General features: G+C 33.7%; 12 protein-coding genes. 4 read left to right on the forward strand and 8 right to left on the reverse strand.

Going from position 1 to position 15,696, the window contains the following annotated elements; translation table 11 throughout:
* Nucleotides 1-206: 206 nt before the first annotated feature.
* A complete protein-coding gene (locus JRC48_RS09760; protein ID WP_235069374.1) occupies nt 207-950 on the reverse strand; it encodes a D-alanyl-D-alanine carboxypeptidase family protein in 744 nt (247 codons plus the stop codon).
* Nucleotides 951-1,070: 120 nt separating this feature from the next.
* On the reverse strand, nt 1,071-1,775 hold the full coding sequence (locus JRC48_RS09765) for an N-acetylmuramoyl-L-alanine amidase (RefSeq protein WP_235069375.1): 705 nt from the start codon (nt 1,773-1,775) through the stop codon (nt 1,071-1,073).
* A gap of 196 nt (nt 1,776-1,971) precedes the next feature.
* On the opposite strand from JRC48_RS09765, the gene JRC48_RS09770 reads away from it, so the two are divergent.
* Nucleotides 1,972-2,682 (forward strand): pirin family protein, encoded by a 711-nt coding sequence (locus tag JRC48_RS09770; protein WP_235069376.1) that lies wholly within the window; start codon nt 1,972-1,974, stop codon nt 2,680-2,682.
* Nucleotides 2,683-2,828: 146 nt separating this feature from the next.
* Here the strand turns inward: JRC48_RS09770 and JRC48_RS09775 are convergent, their stop codons facing one another.
* From JRC48_RS09775 to JRC48_RS09785, 3 genes are all read right to left on the reverse strand, one after another.
* Nucleotides 2,829-4,298 (reverse strand): IS1182 family transposase, encoded by a 1,470-nt coding sequence (locus JRC48_RS09775; protein WP_235069377.1) that lies wholly within the window; start codon nt 4,296-4,298, stop codon nt 2,829-2,831.
* A 149-nt stretch (nt 4,299-4,447) separates the two neighbouring features.
* Complete coding sequence (locus JRC48_RS09780; RefSeq protein WP_235069378.1) at nt 4,448-5,866, reverse strand: PTS transporter subunit EIIC; 1,419 nt, start codon at nt 5,864-5,866, stop codon at nt 4,448-4,450.
* A gap of 31 nt (nt 5,867-5,897) precedes the next feature.
* Complete coding sequence (locus tag JRC48_RS09785) at nt 5,898-8,084, reverse strand: alpha-galactosidase (RefSeq protein WP_235069379.1); 2,187 nt, start codon at nt 8,082-8,084, stop codon at nt 5,898-5,900.
* A 144-nt stretch (nt 8,085-8,228) separates the two neighbouring features.
* On the opposite strand from JRC48_RS09785, the gene JRC48_RS09790 reads away from it, so the two are divergent.
* Complete coding sequence (locus tag JRC48_RS09790; protein WP_235069380.1) at nt 8,229-9,053, forward strand: AraC family transcriptional regulator; 825 nt, start codon at nt 8,229-8,231, stop codon at nt 9,051-9,053.
* Between the two features lie 50 nt (nt 9,054-9,103).
* Here the strand turns inward: JRC48_RS09790 and JRC48_RS09795 are convergent, their stop codons facing one another.
* Nucleotides 9,104-10,699 carry an IS1182 family transposase gene (locus JRC48_RS09795; protein WP_235069381.1) on the reverse strand — a complete coding sequence of 532 codons (1,596 nt, stop codon included), beginning with the start codon at nt 10,697-10,699 and terminating at the stop codon, nt 9,104-9,106.
* Nucleotides 10,700-10,837: 138 nt separating this feature from the next.
* On the opposite strand from JRC48_RS09795, the gene JRC48_RS09800 reads away from it, so the two are divergent.
* Nucleotides 10,838-10,996, forward strand: coding sequence for a hypothetical protein (locus JRC48_RS09800; RefSeq protein ID WP_235069382.1), 159 nt, complete (start codon nt 10,838-10,840; stop codon nt 10,994-10,996).
* 345 nt (nt 10,997-11,341) lie between these two features.
* Here the strand turns inward: JRC48_RS09800 and JRC48_RS09805 are convergent, their stop codons facing one another.
* The gene (locus JRC48_RS09805; protein WP_235069383.1) at nt 11,342-12,904 is read right to left on the reverse strand and encodes an AbgT family transporter; all 1,563 of its coding nucleotides are present in this window, start codon (nt 12,902-12,904) and stop codon (nt 11,342-11,344) included.
* Between the two features lie 265 nt (nt 12,905-13,169).
* A complete protein-coding gene (locus JRC48_RS09810) occupies nt 13,170-13,571 on the reverse strand; it encodes a helix-turn-helix domain-containing protein (RefSeq protein WP_235069384.1) in 402 nt (133 codons plus the stop codon).
* 131 nt (nt 13,572-13,702) lie between these two features.
* On the opposite strand from JRC48_RS09810, the gene JRC48_RS09815 reads away from it, so the two are divergent.
* Nucleotides 13,703-15,688 (forward strand): M28 family peptidase, encoded by a 1,986-nt coding sequence (locus tag JRC48_RS09815; RefSeq protein ID WP_235069385.1) that lies wholly within the window; start codon nt 13,703-13,705, stop codon nt 15,686-15,688.
* Nucleotides 15,689-15,696: the final 8 nt, after the last annotated feature.

Genomic DNA, 15,696 nt, shown 5'->3' on the forward strand with positions numbered 1-15,696 from the left:
CCTTACTCATTATAATTAACCTCTTCTATCTAACCTCAATCACATGATGTCCCCTCAAGCTAGATAAGAATAAGTATTAACGCTATTATACTATATCCATTTTTAAATTGTATATTTTACCAATAATTTCATCATTTTATTTGATCATTTATTGTAAATCCATAACACAACGATAGAAAGATTAACGATGATCTTTTATCTTTCATCTATTCCCAAATAAAACTTGTTCGACCCATGACATTTAATACGTAATCTTCTAAAATTAATTGATCTTCATAAATTTCAGTTGCTATTTTTACTCCTACATATCGAAGATGCCAAGGTTCATACTGATAGCCAGTTTCTGAAACTCGATTCTGTGGATATCTAATAATGTATCCGAAGCGATGAGCATTTTGTGCCACCCATTCTCCTTCTTCAGTTTCTCCAAAAGCTTCTGTCAATCCTTCATGAACAGATTCAGACGTAATATCAATGGTTAATCCTGTCTGATGTTCGCTATGTCCAGGTCTTGCACTATATTGATCGGCTGCCTCCACGCCATCTTGTTGAACATATCTATTATACAGAGAAACTTGTGTCTCATAAGAACGATAGCCACTTCTAGCTATTAAATCATATCCTTCTTCCTTAGCAGCTATAAATAATTCTTTTAAAGCATCCGCTGCTTCTTTTCTCAAATAGTTTCCTTCATTATTAACATCATTATTATACAGAGGAACATCTAAAAATACGAGATCTTCAGGTTCATAGTCTTCAGGCAAGCTATAATTTTTATTAACTAAAACACTTAAACTATCAGGATTTTCAACTAAAGAAACTTGTTGATAAAAAGCCGGAACTATCTTTTCTAAATTAGCTTCCTTTGCTTCGGCTGATAACATCGTGATCACCCCAATAAAAATAAATAATCCACTCATAACTACCAAAAAACTTCTCGTTCGATTCATCCCAAATCACTCCTTTATTCATTTAATTACCTTATTATTGAATAAAATTTTATTTTTTAAACAATCATTCCTATCTAATAAAAAAAGTCAGAATGTTAAAGTTAACATTCTGACTTTTACTCATTGATTTAAAAACTGTTCGATACCACTAATTATTCCGTCAATCACTTCATTTTGATAACTTGATGATGTAATCAATGAAAGTTCCTGAGGATTAGAAATAAACGCCGTTTCAACTAATACAGCAGGCATCGTTGTTTCACGCGTAACAACTAAACTATCCTGTTCTCTAATTCCACGATCTCTTGCCCCTGTGGAGTCAACAAGCGCCTGTTGGATGAGTTGTGCAAATCGTTCATCATTCGTTGTTTTATCATCATTGTAATAAACTTCTATTCCACTTACACTTGTATCCTGACTGTAACAGTTTTGATGAAGACTAATAAATAAATCAGCCTCTGCCTCGTTAGCAAAATCTGAACGTTCTCTTAATTCAAGTGCTGTGTCATCACTTCTCGTCATTAAAACACGATAGCCTTTATCTAAAAGCGCCTGTTTTAATTTTAAAGAGATTTCTAAGTTAATATCCTTCTCTAAAATTCCTTCATTCTCACTACCCGAATCAATGCCTCCATGACCAGGATCAATCACGATAAGTGGTTGTTCTAATATATCAACTGATTTTTCCTTTTGTGATTCAAATGCTATCGAATTATTTTTGACAATTTGTAGCTGTTGTTGATAGACTTTAAAACCACTTAATAAAAGAGTCATGCTAATGATAAAAAAACTAAAGTAAAACTTCCTTTTTAACTTTCTTTTCATACTTTTCTCCTTTAATCTCTTAACTTATCAATTTTTTAGATTATAACTAACGAATCTTAGAATAATCTTAAAAAATCTCTTCAAACGATAATTGTGTTGTCGAATGTACAGTTATTATGTAGTATAGTTCGTTTTCACTTAACAATACTATTAATAGGTGAACGCCTGAATTTTTTTAAGAGATGGAGTGGATGATATGCTTAGAAAACTCGATCATCGATATCTAGGTGGCGCTGTTTACAACTGGTTAGAAAAAGATGACTATCTTTCAACAACTGATGTGAATGAAACGAATATTAATTTCGGTGTTCTTCAAGTTTTAAATGATGCAGTGATTGCACCTAATACAGGATTTGATTCTATTGCTCATACTGATCTTGAAGTTCTAACTTATGTTATTGATGGTGAACTGACACATAAAGATCACATGGGTAATATCAGTAGTTTAAAACGTGGACAAATGAAATATGTAAGTGCTGGAACTGGTATAACTCACAGTGAAGCAAATCATAGTGATATTCCATTACGCCTTCTTCAAATTTGGATTACTCCCAATAAAAAAGGACATCAACCCACATACGGTGAATACCATTTTGAATGGGAAGCACGTCATAATCAGTGGCTTCATATGGTTTCAGATATGCAACACGATGCCCCAATTACGATTAATCAAGATGTTAATATCTACACAATTCTTTTAGACGAAGGAAATACGGCTGATATTAACGTTGCCACTGGAAGACAAGCCTATCTTATGCAAATTGAAGGATTTTCACTTGCGAATGAAATTGCCCTTAAAGAAAAGGATGCTTTAGAAATTATAGAGGACCATCTTCACATTGAAGCGACACATACTTCACATTTCATTTTGATCGATATGCCAAAAACTGATCATCCTTATATGTAAAAAAAGAGCGAACAATTCGAGGCCACTGAAAATCTATTCTGATTTTTAGTACTCAGGTAATCCAAAATAAAAAAGTTAGAAAATCAGGATTTAAATTCCTATATTTTCTAACTTTTTTTATGTGTTATTACTTAAGAGCCAAATCCTTACGCTTTTTCATGGATTAATTTTAGAATTCTTTTTAAATTTACTCCAAATAATGTGGTGGCTGCTTGCAACTGCATACCAAAAAGACCTGATGACGTCGCTCGATCGTAACCATGTCTACACTTTAACTCACTATTTTTCGCTTCAATCATATAGCGATACTTTGCTTCTTCTTTAAAAGCGTCCGTCTCTTGAAATTCAGCTTGTGCTTGATGTGTGTTGGATTTGATAGAAACCGAATATGACTTTGTTTTCGCACCCTCTTTGTAACACCCATCTCTTAATGGACAAACCTGACACTTCTCTACATCAAACCAATAAGACTCAACAGTTCCTTCACCATCTTCTTCATGTTTTTTAGGTCGTGTACTTGTCTTTTTAATGCTCATGTGACCTGCAGAACAAACATACATCTTTGCATCTTTGTTGAACTCAAACTTTTCTGCATTTTTTCGATTGCCATGTGTGACTGTTTTACTTAAACGTGAAACTAACTGTATCTTTTCTTTCGATGTAAACTTTAAATTATCTTTTTCTGAATAGGCTGCATCACCGATAATTGTTTCAACTTTCATCCCTGCAGTTCTTGATTTTTCTACTAATTCTTGTAGTTGTTTTTCATCATGTTTTTCCCCTGTTGTCACAATAGCCCCCACCATGATTCGTTCCTTTGTCATGGCAATATGTGTTTTATATCCAAAATAATGACTATCCGCTGTCTTGTGTCCCACGCGTGCATCTTTATCGTACATGGATTGGATATGTTCTAAATCATCCTCGATGACTTCTTTTAATAAATTAAGTGTTGATTTAACAGCAGGCATATTTGAGACAACTTCATTTCTTTCAATAACTTCAACGACACTTTGAGCATCATTTAATTCTTCTTCTAAATTATTATTAGGATTTTTATCGGGCATTAATTCTTTCATTGTTTCATCAACTTCATAAACCTGACGACGAAGCTTTTTAGATAACTCAACTAAGTACTCCTTAGGTGATTTTTGATGGTAACGGCTTTGAGTATGGGTGGAATCCACAATAATAGCTTTACTTTTAATTAAGTCATGTTCAATCGCAATCTCTACCGATTTCTTCATTAATAAATCTAATAGTTCAACATCCTTTAAACGTAACTTTCTAAACTTCGTTAATGAACTGGGATGAATAACATCTTCTTCTGGTGCCATTCCTAAAAAATACTTAAATGACAGATCGTAACGCGAACGCTCCACAACATCTACATCAGATAGTTCATAAATGACTTTTAATAATAGATATTTAAATAAGCGAATGGGATCAATTGCATTTCGACCATTATCCACACAATATTTTTCTTTTAACTCATCGTAAATAAATGAAAAATCAACCACTTCATTCATTCGTCTTAATAAATTATCTTTTGGAACCACCATATCATATAATCCTGCGTATGCGCTAAGTGGTAAAGCATTTTGTTTAACTAGCATAAGCACCCCTCGACAAAGTTTGACGTTAGTTTAATTTTACCGTAAATCAAAAAAACATCCAACACTTCTATTGAAATGTTAGATGTTTTCAGATAGAGGACTTTTTCAGTGGCCTCGAACAATTCGCTCTTTTTTTATACTTATCCACTTTAATTAATTTTTAGTTTACCATAAACCATCGTAAGGATGATTCCCCCACCAATTGCAATTAAGTGAGCAATAATATAATTCACGTATCCATTATTTGATGGATCGACAATAGCGAACCCTGGAACAGCTGTTGTTCCAAACCCGATTGAAACTAATTTACTGATATAAATATATCCTCCTGCTAAAGCAGATGCAATACATCCACAAACAAGTGGGAATTTATTTCTTAATGTGACCCCGAACACAGCTGGTTCAGAAATTCCGAATAAAGTTGATGTGAAAGCTGGAATACATAACTCACGCGTCTTAATATTTTTCCAATGTAGCCCTAAGAATCCAAGAACTGCTCCACCTTGAGCTGCTACAGCAACGGAGAAGATTGGATTTAAGAAGTTTGTTCCCGTTGCAGATAATAATTGAGATTCAATCGCTCCAAACACATGGTGTAATCCAGTAATAACGATAATTTGATGGAATCCAGCAAAAATCATATAACCGAAAATTCCTAAATTTGTTGTGACCCATAATAATGATGCCGTAATGATATCAGCTAATCCACGACCAATCGGTCCGACAACTGTAAATAATAAGAATGCTGAAACAAATACTGTTAACATTGGTGAGATTAATAATTTAATGCTATTTGGAACTTTTTTCTCAAAGAACTTATCTAAGTAAGCAACAACTGCTCCCATCATAATCGCAATGATAACCCCACCTTGGAATCCAACTAATTCAACATTTAATCCTAATAACTGGATTGTTTCAGGTGTTGCTGTTCCTTGTGCTGCCGAATAAGCATCTGTTAATTTAGGATTTAACATGATATATCCAAGAACTAGCCCTAAAACGGGACGTCCGCCATATCGTTTTGTGGCAGAATAAATAACTAGTAATGGAAGAATATCAAACACACTTGATGAAACTAAGCTAATGAATTTATTAATCCCTGCTAACCATGGATACATTTCAACAACTGATTGTTCTCCAAAAATTCCTGCTTGGCTTAATAAACCAGATAATCCAAGTAAAATTGCAGCTGCTAAAATCGCTGGCATAATAACGATAAAGACGTCAGAAATTGATTTAATCGCCTTTTGAAGTGGATTTTGTTTTTCAGCTGATTTCGTCTTAACATCTGATAAAGACATATTCTCCATTCCAATTGATTTTGAGAATACATCATAAACTTCATTAACTAATCCTGCTCCAAAAATAATTTGTAGCTGATCACCTGCCATGAAAGCACCTTTAGCTAATTCAATTTCTTCAAGTTTTTCTTTGTTTAGCTTTGTATCATCATCTAGTACGATTCGAAGGCGTGTGGCACAATGTGCCACTCCTTGAATATTTTCTTTCCCACCTACACATTCAACAATATCGCTTGAAATTTTTAAATATCTTTCTTGTTTATTCATATAATCTCCCTCTTTCAAACGTTACTAATTTCTATTTCACTCTCTTAAATTTCCATTTCATACTATGGAAGTCTTGTTTCACTCGTGGAATAGTTAAACCGACATTCATCAATTCATCTCCACCAAATACTTCTTCAGTCTCAAGATTCATATATTTAAACTCTGGATTTAATCCTTTGAATTTAATCGTACGAAGTGGAGCACCTGGTAAAGATAAAACTTTCACGTATGTGGCAACCATCTCTTCTTGGTCTTTTGAGACAATATTCCATGCTGATTCATTTCCTTCAAACGGATTGAAAATACGATATAAGTCACCAAATTGAACAAGTTCACGAATTTGCTTGTACTCTTCAATTTGAGCTTTAACAATTTCTTTTTCTTCGTCTGTTAATTTAGTTAAATCAAGTTCATATCCAAAATTACCTGCCATTGCGACATTCCCACGTGTTTCAAGTGGTGTCATTCGTCCTACTTGATGATTTGGTACCGTTGAAACGTGACATCCCATTGTGACTGGCGGATAAACTAAACTTGTTCCATACTGAATTTTCGTACGACAGATGGCATCTGTATTATCACTTGTCCAAGTTTGAGGCATGTAATATAACATTCCTGGATCAAAGCGCCCCCCACCACTTGAGCAACTTTCAAATAAAATATTTGGGAACTTTGTTGTTAATCGTTCCATCACATCATATAACCCTAACATATAACGATGACTAGTTTCTTCTTGTTGGTTTGCAGGTAATAAGGCAGACCCAGTATCAGTAATATGGCGATTCATATCCCATTTTACATACGTAATCGGTGCAGCTTCTAAAATTTTAGAAACTGAATCAACAATATAATCACATACATCTTGTCGAGATAAATCAAGTACTAACTGATTGCGTCCAAATGTATATGGGCGATTTGGCACATGAATGCACCAATCTGGATGTGCACGATATAAATCACTATCTACTGAAACCATTTCTGGCTCAAACCATAGCCCAAATTCGATTCCCATATCTACAATCTTTTGAGCTAAAGCTTCTAATCCATTCGGTAACTTTCGCTTATCCACAATCCAATCACCTAATGATGTATTATCATCATCGCGTTTTCCGAACCATCCATCATCTAAAACGAAAAGTTCCATTCCTAATTTTTGACCTTCTTCAGCAATTTCTAAGATTTTATCTTCATCAAAATCAAAGTAAGTCGCTTCCCAGTTATTAATTAAAATCGGACGTGTTTTATATTTAAACTCGCCACGACATAAGTTGTTTAAATAAAGCTGATGATACTTTCTCGACATTCCACCTAATCCTTTGTCACTATAAACCATGACAACTTCAGGTGTTTGGAATGAATCATTTGGATTTAACAACCATGAAAAATCAAATGGATTAATTCCCATTGAAACGCGAGTGTTTTTATATTGATCAACTTGAACCTGTGCTGTAAAGTTTCCACTATAAACTAAATTAAATGCATAAACTTCACCGCAATCTTCATTTGTCTCTTTTCGAATTAAAGCGACAAACGGTGCTTGGTGAGGACTACTTGCTCCACGTGCACTATCAACCATTTGAATACCTGATACAATCGGGCGACGCTCAAAGTTTTTCTCATTATTATGTGCTCCATAAAGAGTAATCATTTCAAAATCAGACTCTCTAAAATCAACACTCATACTTAATGCTCTTAATAATTGTAGATTTTCTTGTCCTTCATTTGAAAATTTTACTGAGCGAGTAATGACATCTAACTCTGTAAACAAGCTATAATTTAACGTTACTTTTAAACCAATTAATTGATCTTCTAAGTAAATTTCTAATGTTTCACACTCATGATCTTCATTTATGTATGTGGCTGGTAATCCTTCTAATCCTTTTTTTCCTTGATACACGTTGTGCCCAACATAGCGTAAATCTGTAATACGGGATCCATTTTCTAACTTCACTTGGTATGCAGGGATTCTGAAATCACCATTTCCAAAAGCTTGGTACTCTTGTGGAATCGTATCTAATGAAAATGTTCGATCTTCAGAAGTTGGGTTAGGTGCAAACCCACGATCCATATAAATAATTTTATTGCTTCCATTATATTCGTTCACACGTTTTCCATAATACAAATGAGCTAAATATCCTCCATCTAAGACTTGCATCACATAGCTTGTCTCTTTACCTTGTAAATGAAATAACAGTTTGTTATTATCTATCTTAATCATTATCACTTTTCTCCTTTAAAAGTAATTCGCTTTCAATTTACGGTTTAATTGTAAACCTTTTTATGATATATTGATATGAAATAATGTAGACACATACTATATCAATTGTGACTACCTGATTAGGAGCTCATTGGGAGGAAAACTATGCTTTTTAACTTTTCATACCGTAACATCTACGATAGTATCGAATTAAATCTTTATACGTGTGGTTATGATATTTGTAAAAGTGGACATTCTTATGGACCTGCAGTTAGAAGTGGCTATTTAATTCATATCATCTTAAGCGGTAAAGGGATTTATCGTGTCAATAATCAGGAATATCTATTAAAAGCTGGAGATGGATTTTTAATTTATCCTGACGAATTAATTTATTACGAAGCTGATCAAGATGAACCTTGGGAATACATTTGGGTTGGATTCACGGGTACAAAAGTAAATGATTATTTAAGACATTCAACTTTAACAAAAGAAAAACCTACATTCACACTTCAAAAAAATAGTCAGCTCTATCCTGCTATTCATGATATTATTGAGGCAACAAAGCTTAATTCTAATAAAAATTTAAAAATTATCTCGACGCTTTATCAATTTCTTTATGTCTTATTAGAAGAATTTCCAAGACAAGTGGATGAGATAAAAATTACATCTAAAATGTATGTTGAAGAAGCACTCGCTTATATCCAATCTCATTATCAAGAAGATCTTTCAGTACAAAAAATTGCAGAACATCTAGCTATTAATCGCTCATACCTTCATCGAATGTTTAAACAATATACGAAACTATCACCTCAAGAGTATATTTTAAATTTTAAAATTGAAAAAGCTGCCGTTTTACTTACAACAACAGATTTAAAAATCGGAGATATTTCTCGTTCCGTTGGTTATCCAAATACACTACTTTTCTCAAAAACATTTAAAAAAATAAAAAAAGAGACACCGACGAACTATCGTGCACTGCATAAAAAATAAAAGCTTTGAGACTTTTATAATTCTTCCCCTTTGCCATTTTAACAAACATGTTATGTTAAGTCGTAAAAAGGAGGCCACTGAAAAAGGAGCTTATTATTTATAAAATAATAGGCTCCTTTTTCTTTATTCTCTATCATATCCATTTTTTGTATGAGATCCCATAAACCTATCTGAAAGATCGCTTGTTTTTCTGTCACTAACTTCACTATTCTCTTGGCATTAACGACAAAGGCAGTTAAATAGGCTTGGATTTTCATGCCGAAAAGTCTCGCGAATTTACATTTTTGAAATCCGTGAGACTGTTTTAACTCGGCATTTTTGGCCTCAATTTTATAACGTTGTTTTTTCCTATTCTTAAATTCATTTGTCTTCTGATAGTCGATGGCTTTTTGATGAATGTCCGATTTAAGGGTCATAGAATAGGTTTTCGACTTAGCCCCTGGTCGATAACATCCATCTCTTAAAGGACAATGCTTACATTTTTCTATCTCAAAGTAATACGTTAAACTTTGATTCTTTTTTTGATTTTTCTTTCCTGTACGGGCTTTTCTGACACTTAAATGTCCAGCTGGACATCTCATTTGACCCGCATCTTTATTATATTCAAAACCTTCAACTTCTCGTTTTCCACCATTTAAGACGATGGGATTTAACGGCGTTACAGCCGTTATATTTTCTTGCTCCATGTACCCTAAGTTCTCTTTACTTGAATAGGCGCCATCTGCTAAGACTTCTTTCACTTCTATCCCGTTCTTTTTTGATTTTTCAACCAATGTTTTCAAATACTTTCCATCACTGACTTCACCCGTGGTCACTTCAATTGCCGTAATGAGACGCTCCTCCGTGATGGCTAGATGTGTCTTATATCCGGCAAACGCCTCAGTTTTAGATTTATAACCCATTTTAGCTTCTGGATCTGAGATAGAAAGAATGGCTTGGTAGGTTCCATTTTTTAGGATATCTAACGCTTTTTCTCTCGCTTCTTGAATCTGTCTATTTTTATCTTGATAGCGATGAGAAAACTCTATTAATTCTTGAGTATAAATGACCTCTTCTTCAAGTGAAGCAGTGGAATGAAGCTTTGGAGGAACATGATCCTTCACCTCAGGAACGTAACGATAAAGTTGTTTTCGGATATTTTTAGAAACCTCTCTTAAATTCTCAATGGGAGTTTTAACTTTATACTGACTTCGTGTATGTGTGGCATCCAGGATCAGTGTCTTTGATGGAATTAAGTTCTTTTGAATCGCTTGGTTAATCACTTCACCTAATAAATCCTCTAAGATGTCCTCCTGATTTAATCTCAGTTTTCTGAACTTAGTTAAGGAAGACGGATGCATGAGTGGATCCTCGGGGTCTAAATTCAAAAAGTATTTATAAGCCATATTGACTTGAGCCTCTTGAATGACACGCTCATCCGACAGATTGTAAAGCATTTTAAGGAATAATAACTTAAACATGACTTCAGGAGAATAGGCAGGACGTCCATAATCAATGGAATAACGATCACTTAGTAACGGTGTGACAAATGAAAAATCAATCTGTTCCTCGATTAAACGTAAGGGATGATTTTTTGGAACGATTTTATCGTATAAGGGATGTCCTTGAGAAAGATTTAAGGATAATTGTTCAAAGTCTTTAATCATGGTGAGCCTCCAAAAATGTCATTAGTCAAGTCATTATATCACAAATGATAAAAAAACACTGAAACCCTTCAAGCTTCAGTGTTTTCCTTTTTTTGTGAGTTGTTTTTCAGTGACCTCGTAAAAAGGGGGGGATTTTTTATGCAAGCATTAAGATTAATCATCGGATGTCTTCTTATTTTAGTTGGAGTGACATCACTTGTAACTTACGCTTTTGACCTTGAAAATCATTTAATTCATAACTTATGGTTTCTATTTATTTTAATTCCTGGTCTTTACTTTGAAATGAATTATTTTTAAACGAAAAAAATCCGGGATAACTTGTTCCAGGAGGAATTTTAACCGTAATCGGATGCCTTTTTCTTTTTGAGATTTTGACTCATTGGCAGTATTCCGCTTATATTTCACCTGTTTATTTATTATCTCTCGCGTTTGGTTTATATCAACTTTATTATTATGACAATAAAGATAGAGGATTACTCATTCCAATCTTTATCCTTTGCACTATCGCTGAATTATTTTATATACGACTTTTTATGTCTTCTGCACTAATTCTATCTATTATCCTTATTCTCGTTGGCCTATATATCCTCTTTCGAAAAAAATAAAAAGACTTAAGCAGTTGCTTAAGTCTTTTTTGTTTAATTAAAATCCAGGTAACCAGATTCCGATTCCTGGTCCTAATGGTAAGTTAAATACATACCATACAATTAATAAAATCGTCCATCCAATTAATAAAGCAATTGAATATGGCATCATTGTTGAAATTAATGTTCCGATTCCTGATTTCTTATCATACTTTTCAGCGAATGTTACAATTAATGCAAAGTAGCTCATTAATGGAGAAATTAAGTTTGTTGTTGAATCTCCGATTCGATAAGCCATTTGTGTAAATTCTGGTGTGAATCCAAAGTTCATTAACATTGGAACGAATACTGGTGCTAAGATAGCCCATTTAGCTGAAGCTGATCCCATGAAGATGTTAATGAATGCTACCACTAAGATAAATAAAATCACTAATGGAATACCTTGTAATCCGATAGCTTTTAATAAATCAGCACCTTGAACCGCAATGATTGTTCCTAAATTTGAATAGTTGAAGTATGCAACGAATTGAGATGCGAAGAAGACTAAGACAATGTATGATCCCATAGATGCCATACTTTTTCCCATTAAATTCATCACATCTTTGTCGTTTTTAACAACTTTAGCTCCACATCCATAAGCAATACCTGCAATCGCAAAGACTAAAGCAATGACAACAACCATGGAATTCATAAATGGTGAGTTTAAGATTCCTTGAATCCCTGGTTCAGTTCCTCGTAAGAATCCATTAGCTGGAGCAACTAAAGCAACAAATCCTAAAACTGTTAATAAAGTCGCAATTCCGGCAAAGCGTAATCCTCGTTGTTCTGCTTTAGAAATTGTCATTTCAGATTCATCAACCGTTACATCACCGTTATATTTTCCTAAACGAGGTTCAACAATCTTTTCAGTAATGATTGTTCCTAACACTGTAATTAAAACTGTTGATGCGATTAAAAACCACCAGTTCGCTTGAATACCAACGACATAATCTGGATTAACTAATTTAGCTCCTTCTGTTGTTAATCCTGCAAGTAATGAATCAGTTGGACCAACCATCACATTCGCACTAAATCCTCCAGATACCCCTGAAAACGCAGCAGCTAAACCAGCTAACGGGTGACGTCCCATACTTAAGAAAATAATAGCTCCAAGTGGAATTAAAACAACATATCCTGCATCAGATGCGATACTTGATAATACCCCTGCTAGTACAACAACTACTGTTACTAAACGTTTAGGTGTACTCATGACTAATTTTTTTAATAAAGTTCCAATTAGTCCTGTTCCTTCAGCAAGTCCAACCCCAAGTAATGCAACGAGTACCGTTCCAAGTGGTGCAAAACCTGTAAAGTTTGTTACCGCAGAGTTAAATAAATATTGAACACCTTCTTTTGAAAGAAGACTGTTTACTGTTACTGTCATCATTTCAACCGCATTATTATTTGCACGATTGATCCCCTCATACGTTACTGATACGCCTTTAGCTGATAAAATAGCCGATAAAACAACAATAATTACTGATAAAATCAAAAATATTGTTGCTGGATGCGGCAAGGCATTCCCGATTTTTTCTATTCTATCTAGAATAGTCAGCTTTTTCTTTTTGACTTTCTCACTCATAGTATACCTCCTTGATTTTTAATCCCTTTCCCATAATTTGGTGAGGCAGTTTAAATGGTTAAACATAATTAATTATATCTTTATAATTCGATCTTTTTCTACTGGTTTTTTTTACCATTAACTTTAAAAATACACCTTTTTTATACATTATCATTCTCAAATTAGTTAAAAACTCTTAATTTTATTCGACTCAGTCATGAAAACAAGTCAATTGTAAAAAAGATTATGTCGTAAAATTGCTAGAAGATATAAAAAAAACGTCAACTTATTGACATTTTTTTAATCTCATTAAATAATAAGCTCCTATTCCAATGCTCCCACAAACGACACCGATTAATAACTGGTTAAAAATAAATCCTGTCATCATGGCAATCATAGCGATCGTTAGTATTATATTAGAAATGAAATTCTCATCACAATCTTCTACTTCCTCTTCTAAGAAACCTAATCGTTGTAACGTTCTTGAATTCACTCGATCTCTCAATAGTTCGTCTAAACTTATATCAAACCAATCAGAAAGTGCCATTAAATGTTGGATATCAGGTATTTCATTGCCTTCTTCCCACTTTGAAATGAGTTGTTTTGAAATCCCAAGCTCTTCCGCTAATTTTTCCTGGGAAATCCCTTTCGTTGTTCTTAGAAGCTGTAATTTCTCATTAAACTCCATCTCTCATCACCTCTTTTTACTTCTATCGTATTCACCACTAAGATGAGATATACATTTTTACTCAAGACAGGAACCTATTTCATCCTTTTCTACTATGATATAAAAGCGGTAGAAATAAGGAGGAGGAAAGCATGGACTACAACAAGGATTTAGAGGTCTTTTATCATTCTATTAATGTAGATTATGCAACCTATGTTGCTAAGACTCTTTCTCAGTTTGGATCAAATGAGACACTTGGATTTCGAATGGCAGGATCAAAAGCAGAACATGAAGCTGGAGATTTTTTATGTCAAGAATTTGAACGTATCGGTTTAACAAATACTCACAAAGAAAAAGTCATGATTGATGCTTGGGAGTTTAAACAAGCAGAAATCTATTATCTAGATAAAACAAATCATCCGAAAAAGATAACATTAAGTGCGTATGCCAGTCATTGTATCGCAGAAAATCAACCTTTTGAACTTGTATATGCCAAAAAAGGAACTAAACAAGATTATGATCAACTTAATGTGGAAGGTAAATTAGTATTAATTGACCTTGATACATACATCGGCTGTCAAATCGGAATTTGTGCTTTACAAGCCAAGCAAAAAGGAGCTTCTGGTATTATCGCAATTCCGGTGAATGAAGATAAAGAACTACCAGATGATGCATTAATCTATGAAAACTTTACAGCACCAGCAGATATCCCCGCTTTTTCCATGAGTTTAAAAGATGGGAAAGTGCTTAAAGAGATAGTCGCCCAATCAGCTAACGATGCTATCCCTGTTATCTTAAATTGTTCGAATAAAATTTCACCTGATCAAACAACATTTAATATCGTTGGTGAAATTCCAGGTAAAGATAACAATCAGATTATCTTAGTTATGGCTCACTACGATGGTTTGTTTCATAATTTTCATAATGGAGCCTCTGGGTGTGGATTACTTCTAAGCATCGCTCGCGCTTTAATTAAAAGTCACTATGTTCCCAATAAAACAATTGTTTTCATTGCCCATAGTGCTAAAGAATGGGGAATGAGTAACTCTACATTTAATTGGTCAATGGGAAGCTATCATCAAATCACTAAAAATCATCCGGAATGGGCTGAAAAAGCATTTATCGGAATTAATCTAGAAGGATTTGTTGCTCATGATCAATATGACTATCATCATATTCGTACAGCTTACGAATACCAAGACTTAATTCAAGCCATTCAAAAAATAGTCACAGGCTGTCCTTATAAACAAGGTTGTTTAGTTGAATCACCAACTACTATCTTAAGCGATGACTTTGTTTATTCTCAAAGTGGCGTTCCAACGATTATTAGTTATCGTCCAACAGGAGAAAAACATCTTAATACTTATCAAACCAATTATGATGTCATTCAAAATCACTTAAGTTATCCTGCATTTGAGTATGGTCATAAGCTATATGGAACGATCTTAATCTTATTTGATCAATTAAAAATTAAACCACTTAACTTTGAAAAATTATTCTTAGCACTTGAACAAAGTCTTGATTTTGAATCGTATCATCACTACAAGGAACTGTACTTTTTAATTCATGATGCCAAGTGGTGCGCAAAAAATCTTTATGAGTTCATTCAAAAAAATGAATTTACTCCATCAGAAGCTAACTATTTAAATAAACAGTTGCACTACATTTATTTAATGATTCAGCAGTCATTTGTTAAACTTTCATGGTATGGCGCTAATATTTTTCCTCATGAAGCACATCAAGAAAATATTCTTCATTTACGCGAAGCCATTCGTCTGTTAAAACAAGAAAAATTAAACGCTGCTGTTGAACAGCTCTGTCATGTTGACTTAAATCTGTATGCTTTTTATTTTGATAAAAACACCTTCGAATTTTACATTCAACAATCTTGCCATCAAGATGATGAGCATTTAGCATGGGGAAAAGATTTATTACTTAGTGAAATTAACTTATATGATATTATTGAATCTCTTCAACAAAAACAATCTTGGGAAGATGTCTACGATGAAATTCAACAGTTAAAAGACATCTTAAAAGAAGAAGAGTTTAAACAAGAGAGAGTGATTAAAGAAGAAATGATACATCTTCAACAACTCATTGACTGGATGCGATATTTATATCGTCGTCCTAAAAGATAGCATCTTAT

The sequence above is a fragment of the Turicibacter sp. TJ11 genome, assembly GCF_021497505.1.
In the GTDB taxonomy this organism is placed as follows: Bacteria; Bacillota_I; Bacilli_A; order MOL361; family Turicibacteraceae; genus Turicibacter.

Excerpts from the sequence above, each read along its gene's own strand:
- JRC48_RS09760 (WP_235069374.1), bottom strand. The coding sequence starts at position 950 with ATGAATCGAACGAGAAGTTTTTTGGTAGTTATGAGTGGATTATTTATT.
- JRC48_RS09765 (WP_235069375.1), bottom strand. The coding sequence starts at position 1,775 with ATGAAAAGAAAGTTAAAAAGGAAGTTTTACTTTAGTTTTTTTATCATT.
- JRC48_RS09770 (WP_235069376.1), top strand. The coding sequence starts at position 1,972 with ATGCTTAGAAAACTCGATCATCGATATCTAGGTGGCGCTGTTTACAAC.
- JRC48_RS09775 (WP_235069377.1), bottom strand. The coding sequence starts at position 4,298 with ATGCTAGTTAAACAAAATGCTTTACCACTTAGCGCATACGCAGGATTA.
- JRC48_RS09780 (WP_235069378.1), bottom strand. The coding sequence starts at position 5,866 with ATGAATAAACAAGAAAGATATTTAAAAATTTCAAGCGATATTGTTGAA.
- JRC48_RS09785 (WP_235069379.1), bottom strand. The coding sequence starts at position 8,084 with ATGATTAAGATAGATAATAACAAACTGTTATTTCATTTACAAGGTAAA.
- JRC48_RS09790 (WP_235069380.1), top strand. The coding sequence starts at position 8,229 with ATGCTTTTTAACTTTTCATACCGTAACATCTACGATAGTATCGAATTA.
- JRC48_RS09795 (WP_235069381.1), bottom strand. The coding sequence starts at position 10,699 with ATGATTAAAGACTTTGAACAATTATCCTTAAATCTTTCTCAAGGACAT.
- JRC48_RS09800 (WP_235069382.1), top strand. The coding sequence starts at position 10,838 with ATGCAAGCATTAAGATTAATCATCGGATGTCTTCTTATTTTAGTTGGA.
- JRC48_RS09805 (WP_235069383.1), bottom strand. The coding sequence starts at position 12,904 with ATGAGTGAGAAAGTCAAAAAGAAAAAGCTGACTATTCTAGATAGAATA.
- JRC48_RS09810 (WP_235069384.1), bottom strand. The coding sequence starts at position 13,571 with ATGGAGTTTAATGAGAAATTACAGCTTCTAAGAACAACGAAAGGGATT.
- JRC48_RS09815 (WP_235069385.1), top strand. The coding sequence starts at position 13,703 with ATGGACTACAACAAGGATTTAGAGGTCTTTTATCATTCTATTAATGTA.